This is a genomic window from Vibrio sp. JZG10 (genome assembly GCF_054064075.1).
The window spans coordinates 123336-141160 of the sequence record NZ_JBSUGE010000003.1 but is presented as its reverse complement, the minus strand read 5'-3'; the positions used below and the strand labels follow the sequence as shown (position 1 = coordinate 141160).

18 protein-coding genes are annotated in these 17825 nt (G+C 47.1%); 5 read left to right on the top strand and 13 right to left on the bottom strand.

Annotated elements, in window-relative coordinates; all coding sequences use genetic code 11:
* Window positions 1-120: 120 nt before the first annotated feature.
* The gene (locus ACWYVB_RS05435) at window positions 121-1920 is read right to left on the bottom strand and encodes a cation:proton antiporter (protein ID WP_104970251.1); all 1800 of its coding nucleotides are present in this window, start codon (window positions 1918-1920) and stop codon (window positions 121-123) included.
* 448 nt (window positions 1921-2368) lie between these two features.
* On the opposite strand from ACWYVB_RS05435, the gene ACWYVB_RS05430 reads away from it, so the two are divergent.
* Window positions 2369-4999: a DUF2339 domain-containing protein gene (locus ACWYVB_RS05430; protein WP_457528480.1), complete on the top strand. Its 2631-nt coding sequence runs from the start codon at window positions 2369-2371 to the stop codon at window positions 4997-4999.
* An 88-nt stretch (window positions 5000-5087) separates the two neighbouring features.
* Here ACWYVB_RS05430 and ACWYVB_RS05425 read toward each other — a convergent pair whose 3' ends face one another.
* From ACWYVB_RS05425 to flgB, 12 genes are read right to left on the bottom strand one after another with little or no spacing between them, the layout of a single operon-like run.
* On the bottom strand, window positions 5088-6128 hold the full coding sequence (locus ACWYVB_RS05425; protein WP_012842382.1) for a hypothetical protein: 1041 nt from the start codon (window positions 6126-6128) through the stop codon (window positions 5088-5090).
* A gap of 17 nt (window positions 6129-6145) precedes the next feature.
* Window positions 6146-7045, bottom strand: a complete 900-nt coding sequence (gene flgL, locus ACWYVB_RS05420) for a flagellar hook-associated protein FlgL (protein ID WP_005395290.1) — start codon at window positions 7043-7045, stop codon at window positions 6146-6148.
* An 11-nt stretch (window positions 7046-7056) separates the two neighbouring features.
* Window positions 7057-8430 carry a flagellar hook-associated protein FlgK gene (flgK, locus tag ACWYVB_RS05415; RefSeq protein WP_005395291.1) on the bottom strand — a complete coding sequence of 458 codons (1374 nt, stop codon included), beginning with the start codon at window positions 8428-8430 and terminating at the stop codon, window positions 7057-7059.
* Window positions 8431-8979 (bottom strand): rod-binding protein, encoded by a 549-nt coding sequence (locus tag ACWYVB_RS05410; RefSeq protein WP_005395292.1) that lies wholly within the window; start codon window positions 8977-8979, stop codon window positions 8431-8433.
* Between the two features lie 10 nt (window positions 8980-8989).
* On the bottom strand, window positions 8990-10111 hold the full coding sequence (locus ACWYVB_RS05405) for a flagellar basal body P-ring protein FlgI (RefSeq protein WP_031780462.1): 1122 nt from the start codon (window positions 10109-10111) through the stop codon (window positions 8990-8992).
* The gene (gene flgH, locus ACWYVB_RS05400; RefSeq protein WP_005395295.1) at window positions 10111-10782 is read right to left on the bottom strand and encodes a flagellar basal body L-ring protein FlgH; all 672 of its coding nucleotides are present in this window, start codon (window positions 10780-10782) and stop codon (window positions 10111-10113) included. The genes ACWYVB_RS05405 and flgH overlap by 1 nt, the downstream gene beginning before the upstream one ends.
* Before the next feature lie 32 nt (window positions 10783-10814).
* On the bottom strand, window positions 10815-11600 hold the full coding sequence (gene flgG / locus ACWYVB_RS05395) for a flagellar basal-body rod protein FlgG (RefSeq protein ID WP_005395297.1): 786 nt from the start codon (window positions 11598-11600) through the stop codon (window positions 10815-10817).
* Window positions 11601-11627: 27 nt separating this feature from the next.
* Entirely contained in the window at window positions 11628-12359 is a 732-nt protein-coding gene (gene flgF, locus ACWYVB_RS05390; protein ID WP_006741308.1) for a flagellar basal-body rod protein FlgF, read from the bottom strand.
* A gap of 12 nt (window positions 12360-12371) precedes the next feature.
* Window positions 12372-13568, bottom strand: coding sequence for a flagellar hook protein FlgE (flgE, locus tag ACWYVB_RS05385; protein WP_457528273.1), 1197 nt, complete (start codon window positions 13566-13568; stop codon window positions 12372-12374).
* 27 nt (window positions 13569-13595) lie between these two features.
* Complete coding sequence (gene flgD / locus ACWYVB_RS05380; protein ID WP_005395303.1) at window positions 13596-14279, bottom strand: flagellar hook assembly protein FlgD; 684 nt, start codon at window positions 14277-14279, stop codon at window positions 13596-13598.
* Entirely contained in the window at window positions 14279-14713 is a 435-nt protein-coding gene (gene flgC, locus ACWYVB_RS05375) for a flagellar basal body rod protein FlgC (RefSeq protein ID WP_005395305.1), read from the bottom strand. Before flgC ends, flgD begins: the two co-directional genes overlap by 1 nt.
* A 2-nt stretch (window positions 14714-14715) precedes the next feature.
* The gene (gene flgB, locus ACWYVB_RS05370; protein ID WP_005395306.1) at window positions 14716-15078 is read right to left on the bottom strand and encodes a flagellar basal body rod protein FlgB; all 363 of its coding nucleotides are present in this window, start codon (window positions 15076-15078) and stop codon (window positions 14716-14718) included.
* A 77-nt stretch (window positions 15079-15155) separates the two neighbouring features.
* On the opposite strand from flgB, the gene flgA reads away from it, so the two are divergent.
* The 4 genes from flgA to ACWYVB_RS05350 all read left to right on the top strand — a co-directional run bounded on the left by flgA (window position 15156) and on the right by ACWYVB_RS05350 (window position 17554).
* A complete protein-coding gene (gene flgA / locus ACWYVB_RS05365) occupies window positions 15156-15953 on the top strand; it encodes a flagellar basal body P-ring formation chaperone FlgA (RefSeq protein ID WP_457528270.1) in 798 nt (265 codons plus the stop codon).
* A gap of 134 nt (window positions 15954-16087) precedes the next feature.
* Window positions 16088-16369, top strand: a complete 282-nt coding sequence (gene flgM / locus ACWYVB_RS05360; protein WP_006741305.1) for a flagellar biosynthesis anti-sigma factor FlgM — start codon at window positions 16088-16090, stop codon at window positions 16367-16369.
* Between the two features lie 20 nt (window positions 16370-16389).
* Window positions 16390-16827, top strand: a complete 438-nt coding sequence (gene flgN / locus ACWYVB_RS05355) for a flagellar export chaperone FlgN (RefSeq protein WP_006741304.1) — start codon at window positions 16390-16392, stop codon at window positions 16825-16827.
* Window positions 16808-17554, top strand: coding sequence for a lytic transglycosylase domain-containing protein (locus ACWYVB_RS05350; RefSeq protein ID WP_457528268.1), 747 nt, complete (start codon window positions 16808-16810; stop codon window positions 17552-17554). Before flgN ends, ACWYVB_RS05350 begins: the two co-directional genes overlap by 20 nt.
* Window positions 17555-17825: the final 271 nt, after the last annotated feature.

Below are 17825 nucleotides of genomic sequence, written 5' to 3'. Positions count from 1 at the left end.
CTGACATTATAGGAAGAGAAACTCGCCTTCCGTTTTAAACAAGCAGGCGAGTGTTTCACCAAGTTGAAGTAATCAGCGTGCGAGACACTACGATAAAAATGGGCCGCATACTTCTCTAATTTACTTTGCGCTTTCTGACAGAATCAGAGACACAACGGTGCTTGTGGTGGTTGGAGCAAACTGCTCAGGATCATCACAGAATTGAATTTTCCCTTTTTCTTCAACGTGGAACAACGGCACTACCGAGTTCCCTTTGTGATGCGCTAAATAGTCTTGATACGTAAAGTTGTCGCTCAATTTCGTGTGTTTTATCTCTGCACCGCGGCTCAACAAACTGGCCAGCTGGGTATAGCTTACGTTACCGCCCATCAGCAATTTACCGTGGTACTCCTGAGCCACGGAGTGCTTCTCGCTACCATTGCCGTTGGTTTTCACTTTTTGCAAGCAGTGAACTTTATCTTCACCAAACTCGTCGACAAATTGCATGCAAGCCATAATGTTGAAATGCTGGTCAGGTGTTAATGCAACGACTTGTCCCACCCCTATCAGGTTCAAATTGTCATCTGCGTGACTAGAAATCGGATTCCCGTAGTAGTAATCCAGCCCCAACATACGAACTTGACTGATGTATTCCCAGTTAGAATCGGTCATCAATATGCGGCGGTCATAACGTGCCAACGCTTGACCAATTTCTCTGGCTACTCGGTTAGCACCAATCAACAAGAAGCCGCGTGGCGCTGGCTCCGCGACGCCCAACATCAATGCGACAGGACGTGCCGTTGCACTTTGTAAAACAACCGTTCCGATGATCACCATGAAGGTCATAGGAACCAGTAAAATCGCTTCATCAATACCGTATTCGGTCAATTTGATCGCGAAAAGAGAAGAAATAGAGGCAGCGACAATACCGCGCGGTGCAACCCAAGACAGAAACAGTTTATCTTTAAGTCTCAAGTTACTGCGGATGGTTGAGAGGAAAATCGACAACGGGCGCGACACCAACTGCATAAATACAAACAGCAATAACGCGCCACTACCCAGCGCAGCAAAATCATCCAAGCTAATGCGTGCAGCAAGGAAAATAAATAGGCCGGTGATCAGCAATATGGTCAAGTGCTCTTTAAAGTGCAGAATTTGTTGAATATTGATGCCCTTTGCGTTGGCAAGCCACATACCCATTACAGTAACCGTGAGTAATCCGGCTTCAGACTCAATATGGTTGGAGACGGAAAATACGCCGAGCACGATCATCAAAACCGCAAATGGCTGCAAGTATTCCGGTAGCCACGCACGGCGCATAATCGTTGCGACTGCTGCGCCGGAGGCCGCACCAAGAATGACGCCCACGGCAATGAGCGTCCCGAACACTTCGACGCTATTTATCGCGCTGTGCGATACGATGAACTCATAAACCATCACAACAAAAAGCGCACCGAGTGGATCAATCAAGATCCCCTCCCAACGCAAAATATTAGCAAGCGTACTGTTAGGCCTTACCGTCCGAAGAAGTGGCACGATCACCGTCGGACCTGTTACCACGGTTAAACTGCCGAACAACATGGCGAGCTCCCAAGTAAAACCGAGGAAATAGTGCGTCGCAATACTGGTTACTGCCCACGAAATGATGGCCCCGATGGAAACGATACTCCAGACTGAGCCACTCACACCGCGAATTTCTTTAAAGTTTAGGGTCAAGCTGCCTTCGAAAAGAATCACCGCAACCGCCAATGAAACCAAAGGAAAGAGCAAATTCCCTAAAATCTCATCTGGATTTAACCACTGCATAAATGGCCCGACAATCAACCCAGCTAGCAGCAAAAATAAAATCGCTGGTAAGCGCAATCGCCATGCCAACCACTGACAACCTAAACCAATGACCCCAACCGCTGATAGAACCAGCGCTTCATTACCCACTTGCATTAATCATTTACCTGTTTTGTCTTTTTTCGCGTGAATGCGCTATACCCAAATAACCTCGGGCGTGCGGTTCAATAAGCATGACTTGGCATGCAGACTAAACGGCTTACCTTCGACTCTTCGACAGCACGCCTCTGAAATGCACATTTTTGAGGTCACTTGGGTATCGCATCAGAATTATGAATATAGTTGAACCCCAATGACTTAACGACTCATTTCTGTTCATCAGATCTTAAAGTGACACACAAGTATGTCGCTTCGTCGAATTCATCATTACGCATTGAGTTTCATTATGTAGAATGATTCTTAAAGAAAGCGCGGAACCTAGCACTATATGAAGCTAAGGCAAAGCGCTTGGACTAAGCTTTAGCGTACGTGCTCAAAGTTAAGAATCGTGTGTCACGCGACGTACGCAAGGAGAAATGGATTGTACGTAATACTAGCACTGTTCATGGCGTTGCTCGCCATCCTCATCGGAGTGAAAGCCGCCAACCGAGCAGCACTTTTAGAAAAAGAGCTAACCAAACTTCGTGAAGAGGTAACATCACTGCGAGTCAGTCTAAATAAGGACTCGAACCAACCAACGCGTCAACAATCCAGCGTTGAAGAGGTAACAAAAGAGGCAAACTCCTCATCCTCTAAGGAGCATGACCCGATTACCGACCGAGCATCTTATCCAAACACGACACATCAAGCTCAATACCAGGCAAGCGAAGTTCAACTGGACGTTTTTAGTCAAGAACAAGAGTCTGTATTGCCAAGTAGAGTGCAGAGTCTGTTTAGCAACATTCAAGAAAACTGGTTGGTTTGGGTGGGCGCGCTGGCAATGCTAATTGGTGGGGGGTACCTCGTACAGGTTATTGGTAGTCACATTGAATTTTCGCCATTTATGCGTGTGTCCTTTGCGTTTGTACTCTCGTTACTTATGGTGCTTGTTGGCGAATGGTTCCACCGCAAAGAACAACAAAATCCTCAACGAGCAACACGAGCCCAAGGCTTTACTTATGTGCCTGCCGCCGTTACCGGAACCGGGCTAACTGGCATTTACTGCACGGTTATCTTTGCGTTTGTTGTTTATCAAATGCTGACGCCTAGTGTCTCGCTTATCATCTTAGCCGCTGCCGCATTTTGCAGCTTGGCTCTATCTTTACAGCAAGGGCCGTTGATGGCGGTGCTTGGTCTGATTGGTGGATACACCGCACCGTTATGGATTGGTGGAAGCGAGCCTAATTACTTCTTACTGGCTGGGTATATCAGCGCGATCTCGGTCGCGGCAACATTGCTAATGCAAAAAGTACGTAGTGCATGGATTTCTCCAAGCATCGCGCTTCCACATGTTGTTTGGATGCTGTTGCTCATTGAAAGCATGCCGCTTGAGACACTTTTTTCTTGGCTGGCTATTTATCTCTCCATTACGCTCTATCTTATTTTCGCCGTTCCAAGACTGGGTTGGACACTCAATCCTCGTTATCATCACTGCCAGAATAAGTGGACAAATCCGCCGACCGCTACCTCTCTCGCGATTGCGTTATTGACCTTTTCGGCTGTCACCAGAATGCCAGAATTGGACACACTGCAAATGGTGTACTGTTATGCGCTGCTCGTTGCGACAGTATGGCTCCCAGCGGTTCGCACAGGTTGGTCATTGCGCGTATTTTTGCCTTCCATATTGGTCTCTGCGACCGCACTTGTTGTCCTCACTGTCGCGTTTGACGCTTTGTATATGCCAGAACATGGTGCCAGTATCTTACTCGCATTGGCCACCAGTATTGCACTGATCTGCTGTCGAACTTATTGCCAGTCACTCAGTGACCGATCGCCACTCAGTGGCGTGCTTCTGTTGGTACTGGCTCCTACGATGAGTTTGATTACGTTGTTTTATGTCGACGAATTTATGCAAGGCTACCTGTGGCACTGGACTGCATTCTGCGCATTGGTGACCGTTTATTACGTTGTACTTGGTCAACGCTTACATTCGCTAGCATTGGAATGTTCAGCCGTCATGCACGCTTTAATCGTAGGCGTCGCCTTTGTTTGGTTAAGCGATACCTGGTTGACGACAGCAATCTCGATACAAGTTGCCGTAATGGCGTTGCAGGCGCAATCAGGGGTATTTCGCCCCGCAAGTTGGGCGATTAAAGTGGCGATGGGGATACTGGTCATCCGCCTCACACTTTTACCCTTCATCCCTGAATGGCAACCCGTAGAAGCAGGACATTGGGCTTGGGTTATTGTGAGTTACCTACCGTCTCTCATCATCCTGCTCTATGCTCGAGCAACGCTAAAGCAAGTGGACCTCGAACTGACCAACTGGTTTGAAGGCGCATTTTTGCATGTATTCTTAATGGCGCTATTCACCCAAACCAACTACTGGTTAACTGGGCAGTACGGCTATTTAGGACACCTTAATTTCACAAGCGCCATCGTTTTTGCTAACCAAGCGTTGGTTATGGGTTTGGTGTACAGCTACCGTAGCCAATTTGCACAACGCTTAAGCCGCATCTATGAAGCCTACAGCTACCTGCTTTGGTGTGCCTTCGCATTGCTGATAATTTTGCTTAATACGGCAGAGTCGCCATTGGTGACTGACAACGTCTCAGCACAAGCACTTCCCGTCATTAATATGCTAAGCGTCGGCTGGTTGCTGCCAGCTTGCATTCTACTTATCGCAACCTTTAGAGGCTGGAATACGTTACAGGTTCATCGATTTGCGGTTGCTAGCCTAGGCTTTGCACTTGCTGCTATTTGGTTAGGTATGTCTATCCGTCAATTCTGGCAAACCACATCCATGATGTTGTACCAACCGACCAGCATGGCAGAACTGTTCAGTTATTCAGTAGCAGGTTTGCTCGTGGGTGGATTGCTTACTTGGCGCGGTGTGACACACAGAGGGTTGATGATGCAGCGCGTGGGTCTAGTGGTTTTAGCTTTTGTCGCACTAAAAGTATTCTTATGGGATGTTAGCTCTCTGGATGGGTTCTGGAGAGCAATCAGCTTCTTAGGTTTAGGAGCATCTTTAATCGCGCTTGGGTGGTTATTCCAGAAATTGAATCGCTCGGTGGCAAAAGCACTCGAACCATAAATGAATTAAAGAGAGATTCCCGACAATGCACCGTTCTCGTTATTGGGGGGCGATAGCGATGCAAAGCCGGGAATCATTGGAGTGTTCGTTATTTTAGCAACGCAACAACCGTATGACGACGCACGTTTGCTTGTGCATTCAACGCTTGAAAAGTCGAGGTGAACTCACCAGACTTCTGCACAAAACCATCCAGTTTTGCATTCACATCATCCACAGAAAGCTGCGCGGTTTTATTTTGAATTGAGCGCATTTGAGTATTCAACTCTCCATGAAATGCTTTCGCTTCCTGCAAGCTCGTTTGCACTTGTCTTAGGTGCTGGTTCACTTTGGCAATCGTCTGTTTCATACCATCGCGTGACGCCAAATCAAACCCAAGTTCTGCAATACCATCTGGCTCTGACTTTAGATTTAGAACGTTCGGCTGGCCCGCAGGAAAACGGTGCCCTTCGCCCGTGACCATCACTTTCTGCTGCATTTGCTGATAAGCGTTGTCTCTGGCTTCAAATAAAATGCTGCCATCGTCAGCTAATGAGGCGCGCATCCCTAAAGCAATCAAGCTTCGGTCAAGCATTTTGACAGTTCGAGCACCATCGGCTTGTCCATCGAACTGAATCATTACCGCTTGACCCTGAGGGAAATCCAAACGAATTTGCTCAGCTTTGTCACTTAAGCGATGCACATTCAAGCCAGGAATAGAAAAGCGACGAATGTCTGCTTTATCTAGCTTTAAATGCAGTTCGTTGTTGAGCACTTTCTGGCCGTCGAAACGAGCATGCTCCACAACGTTCTGAATGGTGGCTTTAGAACGAACCAATGTATCCTGCAAGCCAGGTACATTTTGCACGCCTTGATTCACCGCTTGCGTCAAGCCACGTTTAATTTGAGTCAGCTCTTTGCCAATCACCTGCAACGATTTCGATGCGATCTGCACTGCCGTCGCTTGCTGCTGACCCTGGGTCAGTTGAATCCCAGAGACAGAGTAGGCTGACGCAGTGTCAGCCTGAACTTGCGCCGGGCGCGGTTTAATTGCAGTACTTGAGTCTGCAGAACGGGTCGGCATGATAGAGGCTTGTTCTTGCCCACCCAAGCGTATGCTATGGGGTCTGACCTCTACGGTACTCATTACCATAAAAGAACTTCCTAACCTTATAGACGGTCAAACAACGATAGATCATTGATCTTTACATAGCTCGCTTGCGTTGCTTGCAAAGCCGCCATGTAATTGCTCAAGCGTACCGATGCTTCACCGTAATCCAGAGCTGAGAGGTCACCTGATACTTTATCGACGAACAGTTTATTCTCACCATGAGCACCGCCAACCAAATCTAGGTTATTGTGTCGGCCACCAATCTCCGTCATCGTGCCAAGTACGCTTGCCAACGTATCATCAATGGCACTCAGGCTTGCGTCCACTTCAGCTTGGAAATTCGGACTCGGGTTCTCAAATTCTGTAATTAGATTATTAATTTGATCCAGTACGTTTTTGCCGCCACCAAGGTCCAAAATGTCCTTTGCCGTCATGTTGGAATCCATCGTTACGCCTTTCGCAATCGTCACGACACGTTTATCGCTGTTGCCCTCGATGACATAACTACCGCTTGCACTGTTTATAGCAGGGGTGTCAGTTTTGGTGCCTGAAAATAGGTAATGTCCTTCTTCATCCTGAGCATTGAAAGACGACTCAATTGAATCACGATAGCTCTTTAGCTCCGTGATCATACCGGTACGGTCTTGATCAGTCAGTGAGCCATTCGCGCCCCATAATGCAATATCACGCATGCTCATTAGGCTCTCTTTCACTGAGTCTAAATGTGTTTCTTGACTCGAAAGCGTGGTTTTGACGTTTGCGATATTGTTTTGATATTGGGCGATGGCACTGTTTTCACGATCCAAATTAAGCAGCTTAATCGATGCCATTGGATCGTCAGATAGTTTAGTTAGACGCTCACCTGTCGTCATTTGTTGTAGCACGTGCCCCAGACCTGCATTGTTACCTTGCAGGCTTTGCAGCATCATTTGGCTAAATTGATTGTCACTGATTCGCATCTGGGTTTCCTTTAGAATAACTGCAATACAGAATCGAACAGCTGATTCGCTGTGCTGATCACTTTCATGTTGGCATTGTGTGCATTAGCAAACGTCATTAAGTTAGCCGCTTCTTCATCACTGTTAACGGCACTCACATTGTCACGAGCCGCATGTGCTTGCTTGTTCATGGCTAACTTAGCTTGGTAATCGGCGTCTGCTTGGCGTGCTTTAATCGCGGTTTGACCCACCATAGAACTGAATGCGTCATTCAAACTCACTGAGCCATAGCCAGTCACAGAAACAGGCTTGTTGCTTAAATTAATCAACGACTGCAATACATCCGCATTACCTGGCGTACCATCACTTGAAAACGCAAGCTCACCTGGAGTCAACTCAGTGATATCCAAACTTGCCGCTGGGTTGGCAGGGTCGTAACTGAACAATGGTTTACCTGGGTTACCATTTAAATCTTGTCCAGTAGCGAGCACAGCGTTGTATTCATCCGCTAATGCTTTCGCCATGTCATTCAAAGCCAATTGGTTTGGTTTTAATACATCGGTTTGATAATCGTTAATCGCACCTAATTTGCCACCAAGAGAGTCACCAATCGCAAAACTTTGGCTTGAGAATGTTACGTGTAAGTCTGCTACGTAAGGGTCACTAGGGTCTGGAACGGCTGCGAGTTTGCCATGGTCCGTGCCCATCACAAGTGGCTGACCAGAGGTCAACGTCACCTGAACACTGCCGTCAGGCTGTTCTGTTGTTCTGATTTCGATGGTTTGAGATAACTCGCCGATCAATTTATCTCGTTCATCCATAAGTTGCGATGGGTTGCCACCTGTTCCTTGCATTTCAACCAGCTGCTTGTTTACCTTCGCGATGTTTTCCATGAGGCTATTCGCGTGGTTGAGTGCCGCATTACGCTGGTCGCTCATATCTTTATGTTGGTTGTGCAAAGACTCGGTCAACGTATTAAAGCGGCGCGCCAACGCTTCAGATTCGTTGATGATTTGTTGACGGTAAGGAATGGACTCAGGCTTAACCGTAGCATCGTTAAGCGCAGCGTTTAGAGAGTCCAAACCAGCAGAAATACTGAAGCCATCGGCCCCTAGCGTATTTTCCAATTGGCTCATGTTGCTGGTGTAACCAGAAGCGTACGCCGCCATACTGTTAGTTGACCACGTTTGCTTAATCAGAAATTGGTCTGTAACGCGGCGAATGCTGGTGACCTCTACCCCTAAACCAGGGCTTAAGCGGTTGGCTTTTCCGTCATCAACTGATGCCATCAACGCTTGTTGACGGCTGTAGCCCACAGTATTCACGTTCGCCACGTTTTGTGCCGTTACGTCTAAGGCCACGCGGTTCGCGCCTAAACCTGAAAGGGCAATATTAACTAGGTTCATTTACAGCTCCATTTTCCTGATCAACGGCTGAGAAAACGCGGTAGTCATACCGGCCTCACCGAGCACCTGTTTTACAGAGGCGACGGCTTGAGAGGCGGTATTAAATAAGCTTGAGTTCCCCTCAATCTCGTTAGCATCAAGCTGTGAGATAGATTCAGAATTCGCACCTTTACCATCGTTTGCAGATGAGATGTTACGCGCAGCATCAAAGGCGACTTCGCGCATAGAGGGGCTAAGTTGCTGGATGAGCATATTGGCAATGCCAGAGCTCTGCTTTTTTGCCAGTTCCATTGCCAGTTGCCCATCGTACATATCGCGGAAAACACCTTGCTGCTGGCTTGCAAACGGGCTGTCTTTATCCGCTAGAACATCGCTGCTGCTGCGCATTTGACGCAGCACCATTTGTAAAAACATCGCCTCAAATTGACCCGCCACGACTTCAAGCGCGCCTTCTTGATCTCGACTCTGCTTGATGTTGGCAAGTGCGCTGTTGTCGTGATACAGCATCGAATTCAGTTGAGTTTGTTCATTGGTACTGTCTAGTTTCATCCTTAACTCCTTAAATCACGACCAATTCAGCGTTCAATGCACCCGCTTCGCTCAGTGCTTGCAGGATAGACATTAAGTCAGTAGGTGTGGCACCTAAGCTGTTTACCGCAGTCACAATAGTGTTGAGCTCCGTGCCTGGAGGCCAAATCACCATTTGAGCTAAATCTTCGTTCACATCAAGATCCGTTTGGTTAACGACTTTCGTATCGCCATTTGCAAACGCATTTGGCTGACTGACTTGTTGTGATTCAGAAATTCGCACGGTTAAGTTGCCGTGGCTCACTGCCGCCTCACTTACTTTGACGCTCTTACCGATCACGACCGTTCCCGTGCGAGAGTTAAAGACAATTCGAGCCGGCTTGCGGCCTTCCACGACGCTCATTTCTTCAAGCATCGACATCATCACTACGCGCTGTTGGGTATCTTTTGGTGCACGCATATCAATGCGCGCTTTATTGATCGCAACAGCAACGTTAGGCCCAAAAGTATTGTTAATTTCACGCGCGATATTTTTTGCCGTCGTGAAGCTTGGTTTACGCAGGTTTAAGGTGACTTCATCACGCTGGTTGAAATCAGTTTTGATTTCTCTCTCTAACGTCGCGCCATTCGGGACGCGACCTGCCGTTGGCGTGTTAACTTCGACTTTGGAGCCACTTCGCCCTTCTGCTGATAAACCGCCCACCACGACGTTTCCTTGTGCAATGGCATACACTTCACCATCAATACCGCGTAAAGGCGTCAACAATAGCGTACCGCCACGGAGGCTTTTCGCGTCACCAATTGAAGACACGACCACGTCCAAAGTTTGTCCGGGGCCCGCCATTGGATCAACGGTTGCTGTCACGCTCACAGAAGCCACATTTCGTAGCTTAGGGTTCATACTGTCATCAATTTGAACCCCAAACTGACGGAGCATGTTGGTAATAGATTGAGAAGTAAATTTCACTTGGTTTCGGTCACCCTGGCCAGCTAAGCCAACCACCAAACCATAACCGACCAATTGGTTTTCTCGAATGCCGCGCACATCGACCAAGTCCATGATCGGAATTTCCACTTCAGCATGTGAAGTGGTTGGTAATCCCAAGGTCAACACCAATAGGAAAGACGTAAAGAAAGATTGCATTGTCTTCATTAGAAAGGTACCCATGGGCTGTTGAAGAATTGAGTTAGCCATCCGGCTGCGTTGCTGTCAGCCAGAGCTCCACGACCTGCGTAGGTAATTCGTGCATCAGCAATTCGTTGAGAAGAAACTTGGTTGCTGCGATTAATATCATCCACACGAACAATGCCAGTGAGACGAATAAACTCATCTCCCTGGTTTAGGCGCAGCCACTTTTCGCCACTGATACGCAATACACCATTAGGTAACACCTCGTGTACCGTTACGGTGATTGCACCTTGCAGTTTGTTGCCCTGTGAGCTTGAAGCGCTGCCATCAAAGTTGCGGCTGCCATCGACACTAACCCCTAACTCATCGAACGTTTTCGTTCCTATGGTCGGCGCCGCGAAATTAACCGCTGAGCTTTTGCCAAACTTAGTACCCGCTTTTTTGCTCGATGAGGTTTCTTCTGATAGTTGAACCGTTAACACATCGCCAACTCGGTAAGCACGACGATCCTGAAACAGGGTCATCGTGTATTGGTGACGATAAAGGCTACCAGACTGGGTTTCCGGCAACGTGTAATCGAGCGTTGGTGGTGCGTATTCCTCGGCATTTGGCTCAGGCGGAATAAATTCCTGACGGCCGGCACATCCCACCAGCAACACGGCGGCTACTGCCCAACTCTTAGAAAGCCATTTCATTGCTTTTTCCTTCATCATCACCAATTTCATACTTACATTGATTGCGAAACAAACTTCAGCATGTCATCTGCAGCAGAGACCACTTTCGCATTCATCTCATACGCACGTTGAGTCGTGATCATGTCGACCATCTCTTCCACTACTTGCACGTTTGAACCTTCCAATGCACCTTGCTTGATGAGGCCTGCGCCATCTTCACCAGCAATCAGTTCATCTGCCGGGCCGCTGGCTTCCGTTTCACGGAACAAGTTACCACCCACGGCCTCTAAGCCTGCTGGGTTAATGAATTTTGCGAGTGTGATTTGACCAAGCTGCTGTGGCGTTGGATCGTCCGCCGTCGTCGTTGTTACCGTGCCATCAACACCAACAGAGAATGAAGAGGCATTATCTGGGATCTGAATTTGTGGCTCTAACGGCAAGCCTTGACTGTTAACCATCAAGCCTTCAGAGTTGACATGGAACTGACCATTACGTGTGTACATGATCTGTCCATCCGAGTTTTCGATTTGAAAGAAACCCTGTCCCATAACGGCAAGGTCCAACTCTTGTGTTGTATTTTGAGTGTTACCTTGCGTAAACACTTTTTGCGTGCCAACTACGCGAACACCGCTACCTAGCTGAATACCACTTGGCAACTCGTTAACTTGGTCTACTTGAGCACCAGGTTGACGCTGAATGCTGTAGAAAAGGTCTTCGAATACAACTCGGTCACGCTTAAAGCCAACTGTATTTACGTTCGCTAGGTTGTTAGAAATGGCAGTCATCTTCGTGTCCTGCGCTGCCATGCCTGTTTTACTTACCCATAATGCTGAATGCATTTTTTATTACTCCTTGCGGGGCGAGACTTATCTCGCCGCCATTAATTTATTACCAGCTTGTGCCAACGTCTCGGCCGTTTTCATCATGCGAACTTGCATCTCGAAGTTACGCGTTAACGACATCACGCTAATCAACTCATCAATGGCAGATACGTTACTGCCCTCGATGTGCTCAGGAGAAAGTTGCACGGTTTCATCGGCAGCGAATGGCACGCCATCTACACTGTGCAGTAGGCTGTCACTCTCTTTTTGAAGTTGGTTCATTTCTGGTTTAACCAACTTCAACGTTCCCGCGACGATTTCTGCGCCACCACCTGGCGGAATCACGGATACTTGACCACGCTCGCTGATTTCAATCTTTTGATAATCAGGCACAACCAAAGGCCCATTTTCACCAAGAACAGGAAAACCGTTGATGGTCATGGCTCCAAAAGTGTCGACTTGGATATTGCCCGCTCGCGTGTACGCTTCGTTACCCGCAGGAGTTTCAACAGCAAGATAACCCTCACCCATGATGGCGACATCCAACGGACGTCCCGTTTTCATAATGTCGCCAGAATCAAAACGCGTTGAGGCAGAGTTGGTCACAACCATAGTGCGACCATCAAAACCTGGGCCTTGCATTTCTACACTGCGCACGCGCTCCATATCCGCTCGAAAGCCAGCAGTATCAGCGTTTGATAAGTTGTTTGAACGCACGTGCTGAGCCTTAAGAACTCGACTCGCACCTGACGTTGCAGTAAATAACAAGCTATCCATGCAAAACTCCCATTACACCGCGTTAAACAAAGCTTGAGTTAGCTTGTCGCTGGTAGAGATGGTTTTCGCGTTTGCTTGGTAGTTACGCTGTGCGGTCATAAGCGCCACAAGCTCACTGGTTAGGTCAACGTTAGAACCTTCTAGCGCACCTGGGGTTAAATCACCCAACGTACCTGAACCAGGGACACCCGTGATTGGCGCACCAGAGCTAAAGCTTTGAGTCCATGCCGTACCACTCACTTTTGCTAAACCTTGTGTGTTGGCGAAGTCTGCAAGTACAACTTGACCTTGCAGCTGTGATTGGCCGTTAGTGTAGGTCGCGTAAACCATGCCATTACCTTCAACGCGCACACCTGCAAGCTCACCGGATGTGTAACCATTCGGGCTGTTAGTACTTACGCCGAATTTCGCACCAAACTGCGTGCTGCCTTTCAAGTTAATGTCGACACTCATCGCGTTTGCGCCTGCCGCAGGGAATGAAACATTAAACGGAGCCGTCGGTGAAGAAAGCGAACCGTCTTTGTCAAACGTTACTGGTACCGTTGTCACTGGTGTTGCGCCACCATCCACTTGAACATTCACTTCCCAAGAGTTAGAAGCGGTCTTAGTGAAGTACTGGGTTACCGTGTGCGAGTTACCCAGCGAGTCATAGACTTTTGTGGTGTAAGACGAATTGAATGAGTTTGGATCGTCCGGATTAAACGTCGTTACCGTTTTATCAATGGCAGACGCACTTGCATCAAAGTTTGCAACAAAATCAAGACCGTCTGTCGCTTTTGCATTCAGTGATGACGTAGATACTTGGATATTGCCCACAGAGCCTGTCATCAGGTTGTTGTTGCTATCCACACTGTAACCTTGCAGTTTTGCGCCACTGTTAGCTGTAACAAAGTTATCTTTATCTGTCGCGAATACACCTGAACGCGTGTATAGCGTTTGACCCATGTTGTCTTTAGTGACAAAGAATCCGCCACCGTTGATCGCCAAGTCCATCGCACGGCCAGTTCCTGAGATACTGCCGTCTTTGTCGAAGTTCTGTGAAATTGACGCGACTTCTACACCACCAGGTTGCATGCCGTTGTATACTGCGGAGAATTCTGTGCGGCCACCTTTAAAACCATACGTTGATGCGTTGGCAATGTTGTGACTGATTGTGTTTAGCTCTGTGTTGGTCGCGTCCAGACCACTTAGTGCGATGTTAAAACTCATAAAAAGACCTCTGATTTCCCTATTTGGTTAAGCACCAAACTGAGTGATTTGATAGAAAGGAACGTTGCCAACGCCATGGACATTGACTAATGCTGCGCCGCCAGTATTTGGAATACGCACTTGCTCAACAGTGCCAGCCATGAGCACATTTGGACTTGCTTGCCCTTCTTGCACTTCTACTGCCACTGAGTATTTGCCTGGTTTAAGACCAAGTTCTTCAGGATTAATTGAAAAGTCGACGTCACCTTTGCCGTGAGCACCTAATGGCACTTTAGTAGATTGACCAAACTCATCTTTCACAACTAACGTCACTTGGTTTGAGCTATGAGCGAGTTCGATTTTTCCATTCTGTACGCCTTCACCAAGCTCAAATTCTTTGGAGTTGACGTAAACAGTTTGTCCGACGAGCCCTGCTGTCGATAGCACTTGCATGTTGTCGAGGAGAATCATGCTCTGTTGCATTGTCTTGGACATATTCTCGGTACTTTGAACTTGAGAGAATTGAGCCAACTGACCAACGTATTCCGTGCCATCAAGTGGGTTAAGTGGATCTTGGTTTTGGATCTGCGCCACCATCAAAGAAATGAATTCGTTCTCTAATGAAGAAGCACTGTTCATATCTTTAGGATTTGGTGCAATGCCATTGTTCTCTTTTGCTTTAGTGCTCACAGGAGCATCAGACGATAAAGGGGTATATTGTGCGAGACTCATTAACTGCCCTGCCCTAATCTAAGCAGACCTTGCTGCATACTTTTCACATTTGATAACACTTCAACATTGGTTTCGAAGCTACGTGTCGCTGACATCATGTCTGCCATTTCAGCCACGACATCGATATCTGGGTAATACACATAACCTTCACCATTGGCCAACGGGTTGTTTGGCTCAAAGCGTTTCTCGGCTTCTCCCGCATTTTTCACAACGTCAACAATGCGAACTTCAGCATTGGGATAAACCCCGTTTTCCGTTGTCAGCTGCGCTTTTTGATACACAGTCGCGAATACGGGCTTCAGCGCTTTATAAGCGTCATCTGGATTTGCAGACACCGCGTCCGCGTTAGCTAAGTTACTGGCGACCGTGTTAAGACGCACAGTTTGTGCCGTCATCGCGGATCCAGTGATCGAGTAAATATCAGTGAATGACATAATTAACGTCCCTCAATCGCTTTCGTTAAGCCATTAAATTTCATGTTGAGAAACGTCAGGCTAGTTTGAAAGTCCATGTTGTTTTGCGTGAATTTCGCTTGTTCAACACCCAGTTCTACAGTGTTGCCATCTTTGCTGTTCTGGTAAGGCACCGAGTATTGGGCCTGAACCTGAAACTTAGGCACTGGTTTGTTCACACCGCCTGCAGCCACCTGGTTCATTACGGTGGTGAAACTTAGGTCTTTCGCCAAATACCCAGGGGTGTCAACATTTGCTAGGTTACTGGCAAGGACTTTGGTACGCTGAACGCGAAAATTAAGTGCCTCTGGATGTACACCTAAAGCATTTTCAAATGTGATCGCCATGCATCTTCCTTACAGTTGGCTCGAATACGCCAACATACAAACAAGATGCGCGCCATAAAAAATAGTTATATATATCAATGATTTACAAACAAGGATGGAAGCCAAACTTCCGGCTCACGGAAAGCATTAAAAGCAAGGGGAAAGTGCTTACTTCCTCAACATTAATGCTAACTCTGCTTGCTCTAATACCAGGACAAACTTTCGCCAACACCTCTGGCAGAACCCTAAGCGTTGAGGAGATAAAATCTGTTGTAGCAGAGCATTTCAAACAAGAAGTGGCCCAAAATGCTCACTCTAACCAGTGGGGAGAATACCAACTGGATTTCGACATGTGGGTACCAGGCTCGGCGAATCACCTACCTGAGTGTGCGTCGCCTCTGGTCATCACTGGTCGCGACAATCAAGCGTTGCCAGTTGGAAACCTTAAGCGCTCAGTAAGTTGCGATGACATCGCTTCACCCTGGCGAATTAACGTCACGATAAAATCTTCTCTGACACTGCCTGTCTTGGTTGCCACAACCACGGTCGGTCGAAATGAAGTTGTGACTGCCAAGCACGTTAAACTGGAAACGCGCACCATCTCGCGACAAGACGATTTTTATACTCGCCCAGGACAAGCAATAGGCTTAGAAACCTCTCGCCGTTTACGTGCAGGGCAAGTGGTCAACCCATCCAATTTATCGGCTCCACCTTTAATCGAAAAAGGCAATGAGGTCATAGTGATTGCGAGCAAAAATGGATTTAGCGCCAGCACGAAAGGAGTCGCCTTAGAAGATGGTGCGAAAGGGCAACAAATTGAAGTAGAAAACCTAAGTTCTGGCAAGGTCATTAGAGCTGTCGTAACCGGGTTAAACCAGGTTCATACTCAATTTTGATTTTGGACTCAGAGTAACATTTTTTAATTTTGGCTCTCGTCAGTAACGCTGAATTTCGAGTACAAAAAAATATTTAATGTTTATCACATCCTAACCGCCTACTTAATTTAGAACATGATGATGAGGACCACAGCATGAAAATCGACAAAGTCGCGGGCGGTCATGTCCCACAAACAAAATTACAGCAAGCAAGCAAACAGCCTGTCGACGTCGTCGAACAGAGCAAAGTACACGAGCCTGCATTTCAAGCGAATACCGTAGCGATAGATCGCGCTCAAGCTGAAATGGCATCACTACCTGATGTTGATATGGAAAAAGTAGAACAAGTACGTAACGCATTAGCGCGTGGCGAACTTAGCCTAGATACCAAAGCACTATCAAAGGCGATCATGCAATTCCATACAGGTCACGAGTAATAACACACTAGGAAGAGATCATGGCAAGCGCAGTATCGCAGCGAATTCAACAATTTATTCGCTCAATACCTGAGGATATCAAGCTCTATCAACAACTTATCCCTTTGCTTCAACAGCAAAAAACGTTGTACTTAAAGTTTGATGGTGAGGCACTGAGCAATAATGTTCAGAAACAAATGCCAATACTCAATAAACTTAGCCGCTCAGCCAGTGATAGAAGCCAGTGTATGCGAGAGCTGGGGTTAGCGTGTAATGACGCCAGCGTAAAACGAATTTTCAATGCTTTGCCTGCCCAAATAGGTATGCAAGCTAGAAAACAATGGGCGCTATTGGAAACGTTGGTAAGTCAGTGCCAACAATACAATCAGAGCAATGGCCACAGCTCTGCGGCGTTCCATGAGTTGGTCAGTCAACTCAAACAACCTGTGCAACACACTTATGAAGATAAATCGTTCTAAACGATGTTCGTCTTGCCTACAGATTCAGTCGCCATCTCGGCTGAGTACTGTAGGCCTTTTTATTTTTATCGCCTTACTATCCTGCCTTTCAATCACCTGCCAGGCGAAACCAAGCCCAGCTGATATTCAAACGCAATATCAAGTTTTAGCCCCATACAAGCCACAAATTGCCAAGCGTCTCGATTCATCCAGTTCGGTGATTCATCACATTTTCAAACAACTGCAAAGCCACTCTTTACCAAAGACTCTAGCCTTAGTGCCAATGTTGGAATCCTCTTACAACCCCAAAGCCGTTTCTCATGCCAACGCCGCCGGACTTTGGCAACTGATACCAGCAACAGCTCAACGATTCGGGTTGACTGTAGATACAAAACAAGACGATCGCTTTGATACAGAAGCAAGCACAGCTGCAGCACTCAAGTATCTGACGTTTTTATACAACAAATTCGATCAAAACATGGCGCTGACATTAGCGGCCTACAATGCAGGCGAAGGGCGTGTCGCACGCGCTATTCAGCGAGCAGGCAGTAACGACTTTCAGAAGCTCACACTACCTAAAGAGACTCGCCAATACGTTAGTCGATTCTTCGCGCTGGAAAAGTTGATAGATATCGGTCAGTTACAATCCTCATCATTTCAACCTTTACTCTTATTTGCTTCAGATGCTCCGATGGTTTCGCAACCGCTGATCGACTTTAGTCCACTACCTCCGTTGGTCAATTTGTGATAAAAATCACGACAAAATCCAATGTCAGAAAAACGTAAAATTACAAGATCGTGTTCGGCCAATTTGAAAACTCGTGATCTCTATGCAAACGTGTGCAAAAAAGTTGAGGTAAGGTATCTCAAAGATAAGAAAGAGTAGTGGTTTATTAAAAGGTACCCAAATTGCGCTTGCCAATTGGGTAGATATGCGTCACATTGCGTTTGCAAAAAACATGAAAACCAATGGTTGGACCTAATAATTATTTACACACTAAATGTAAAACAGCTATTGT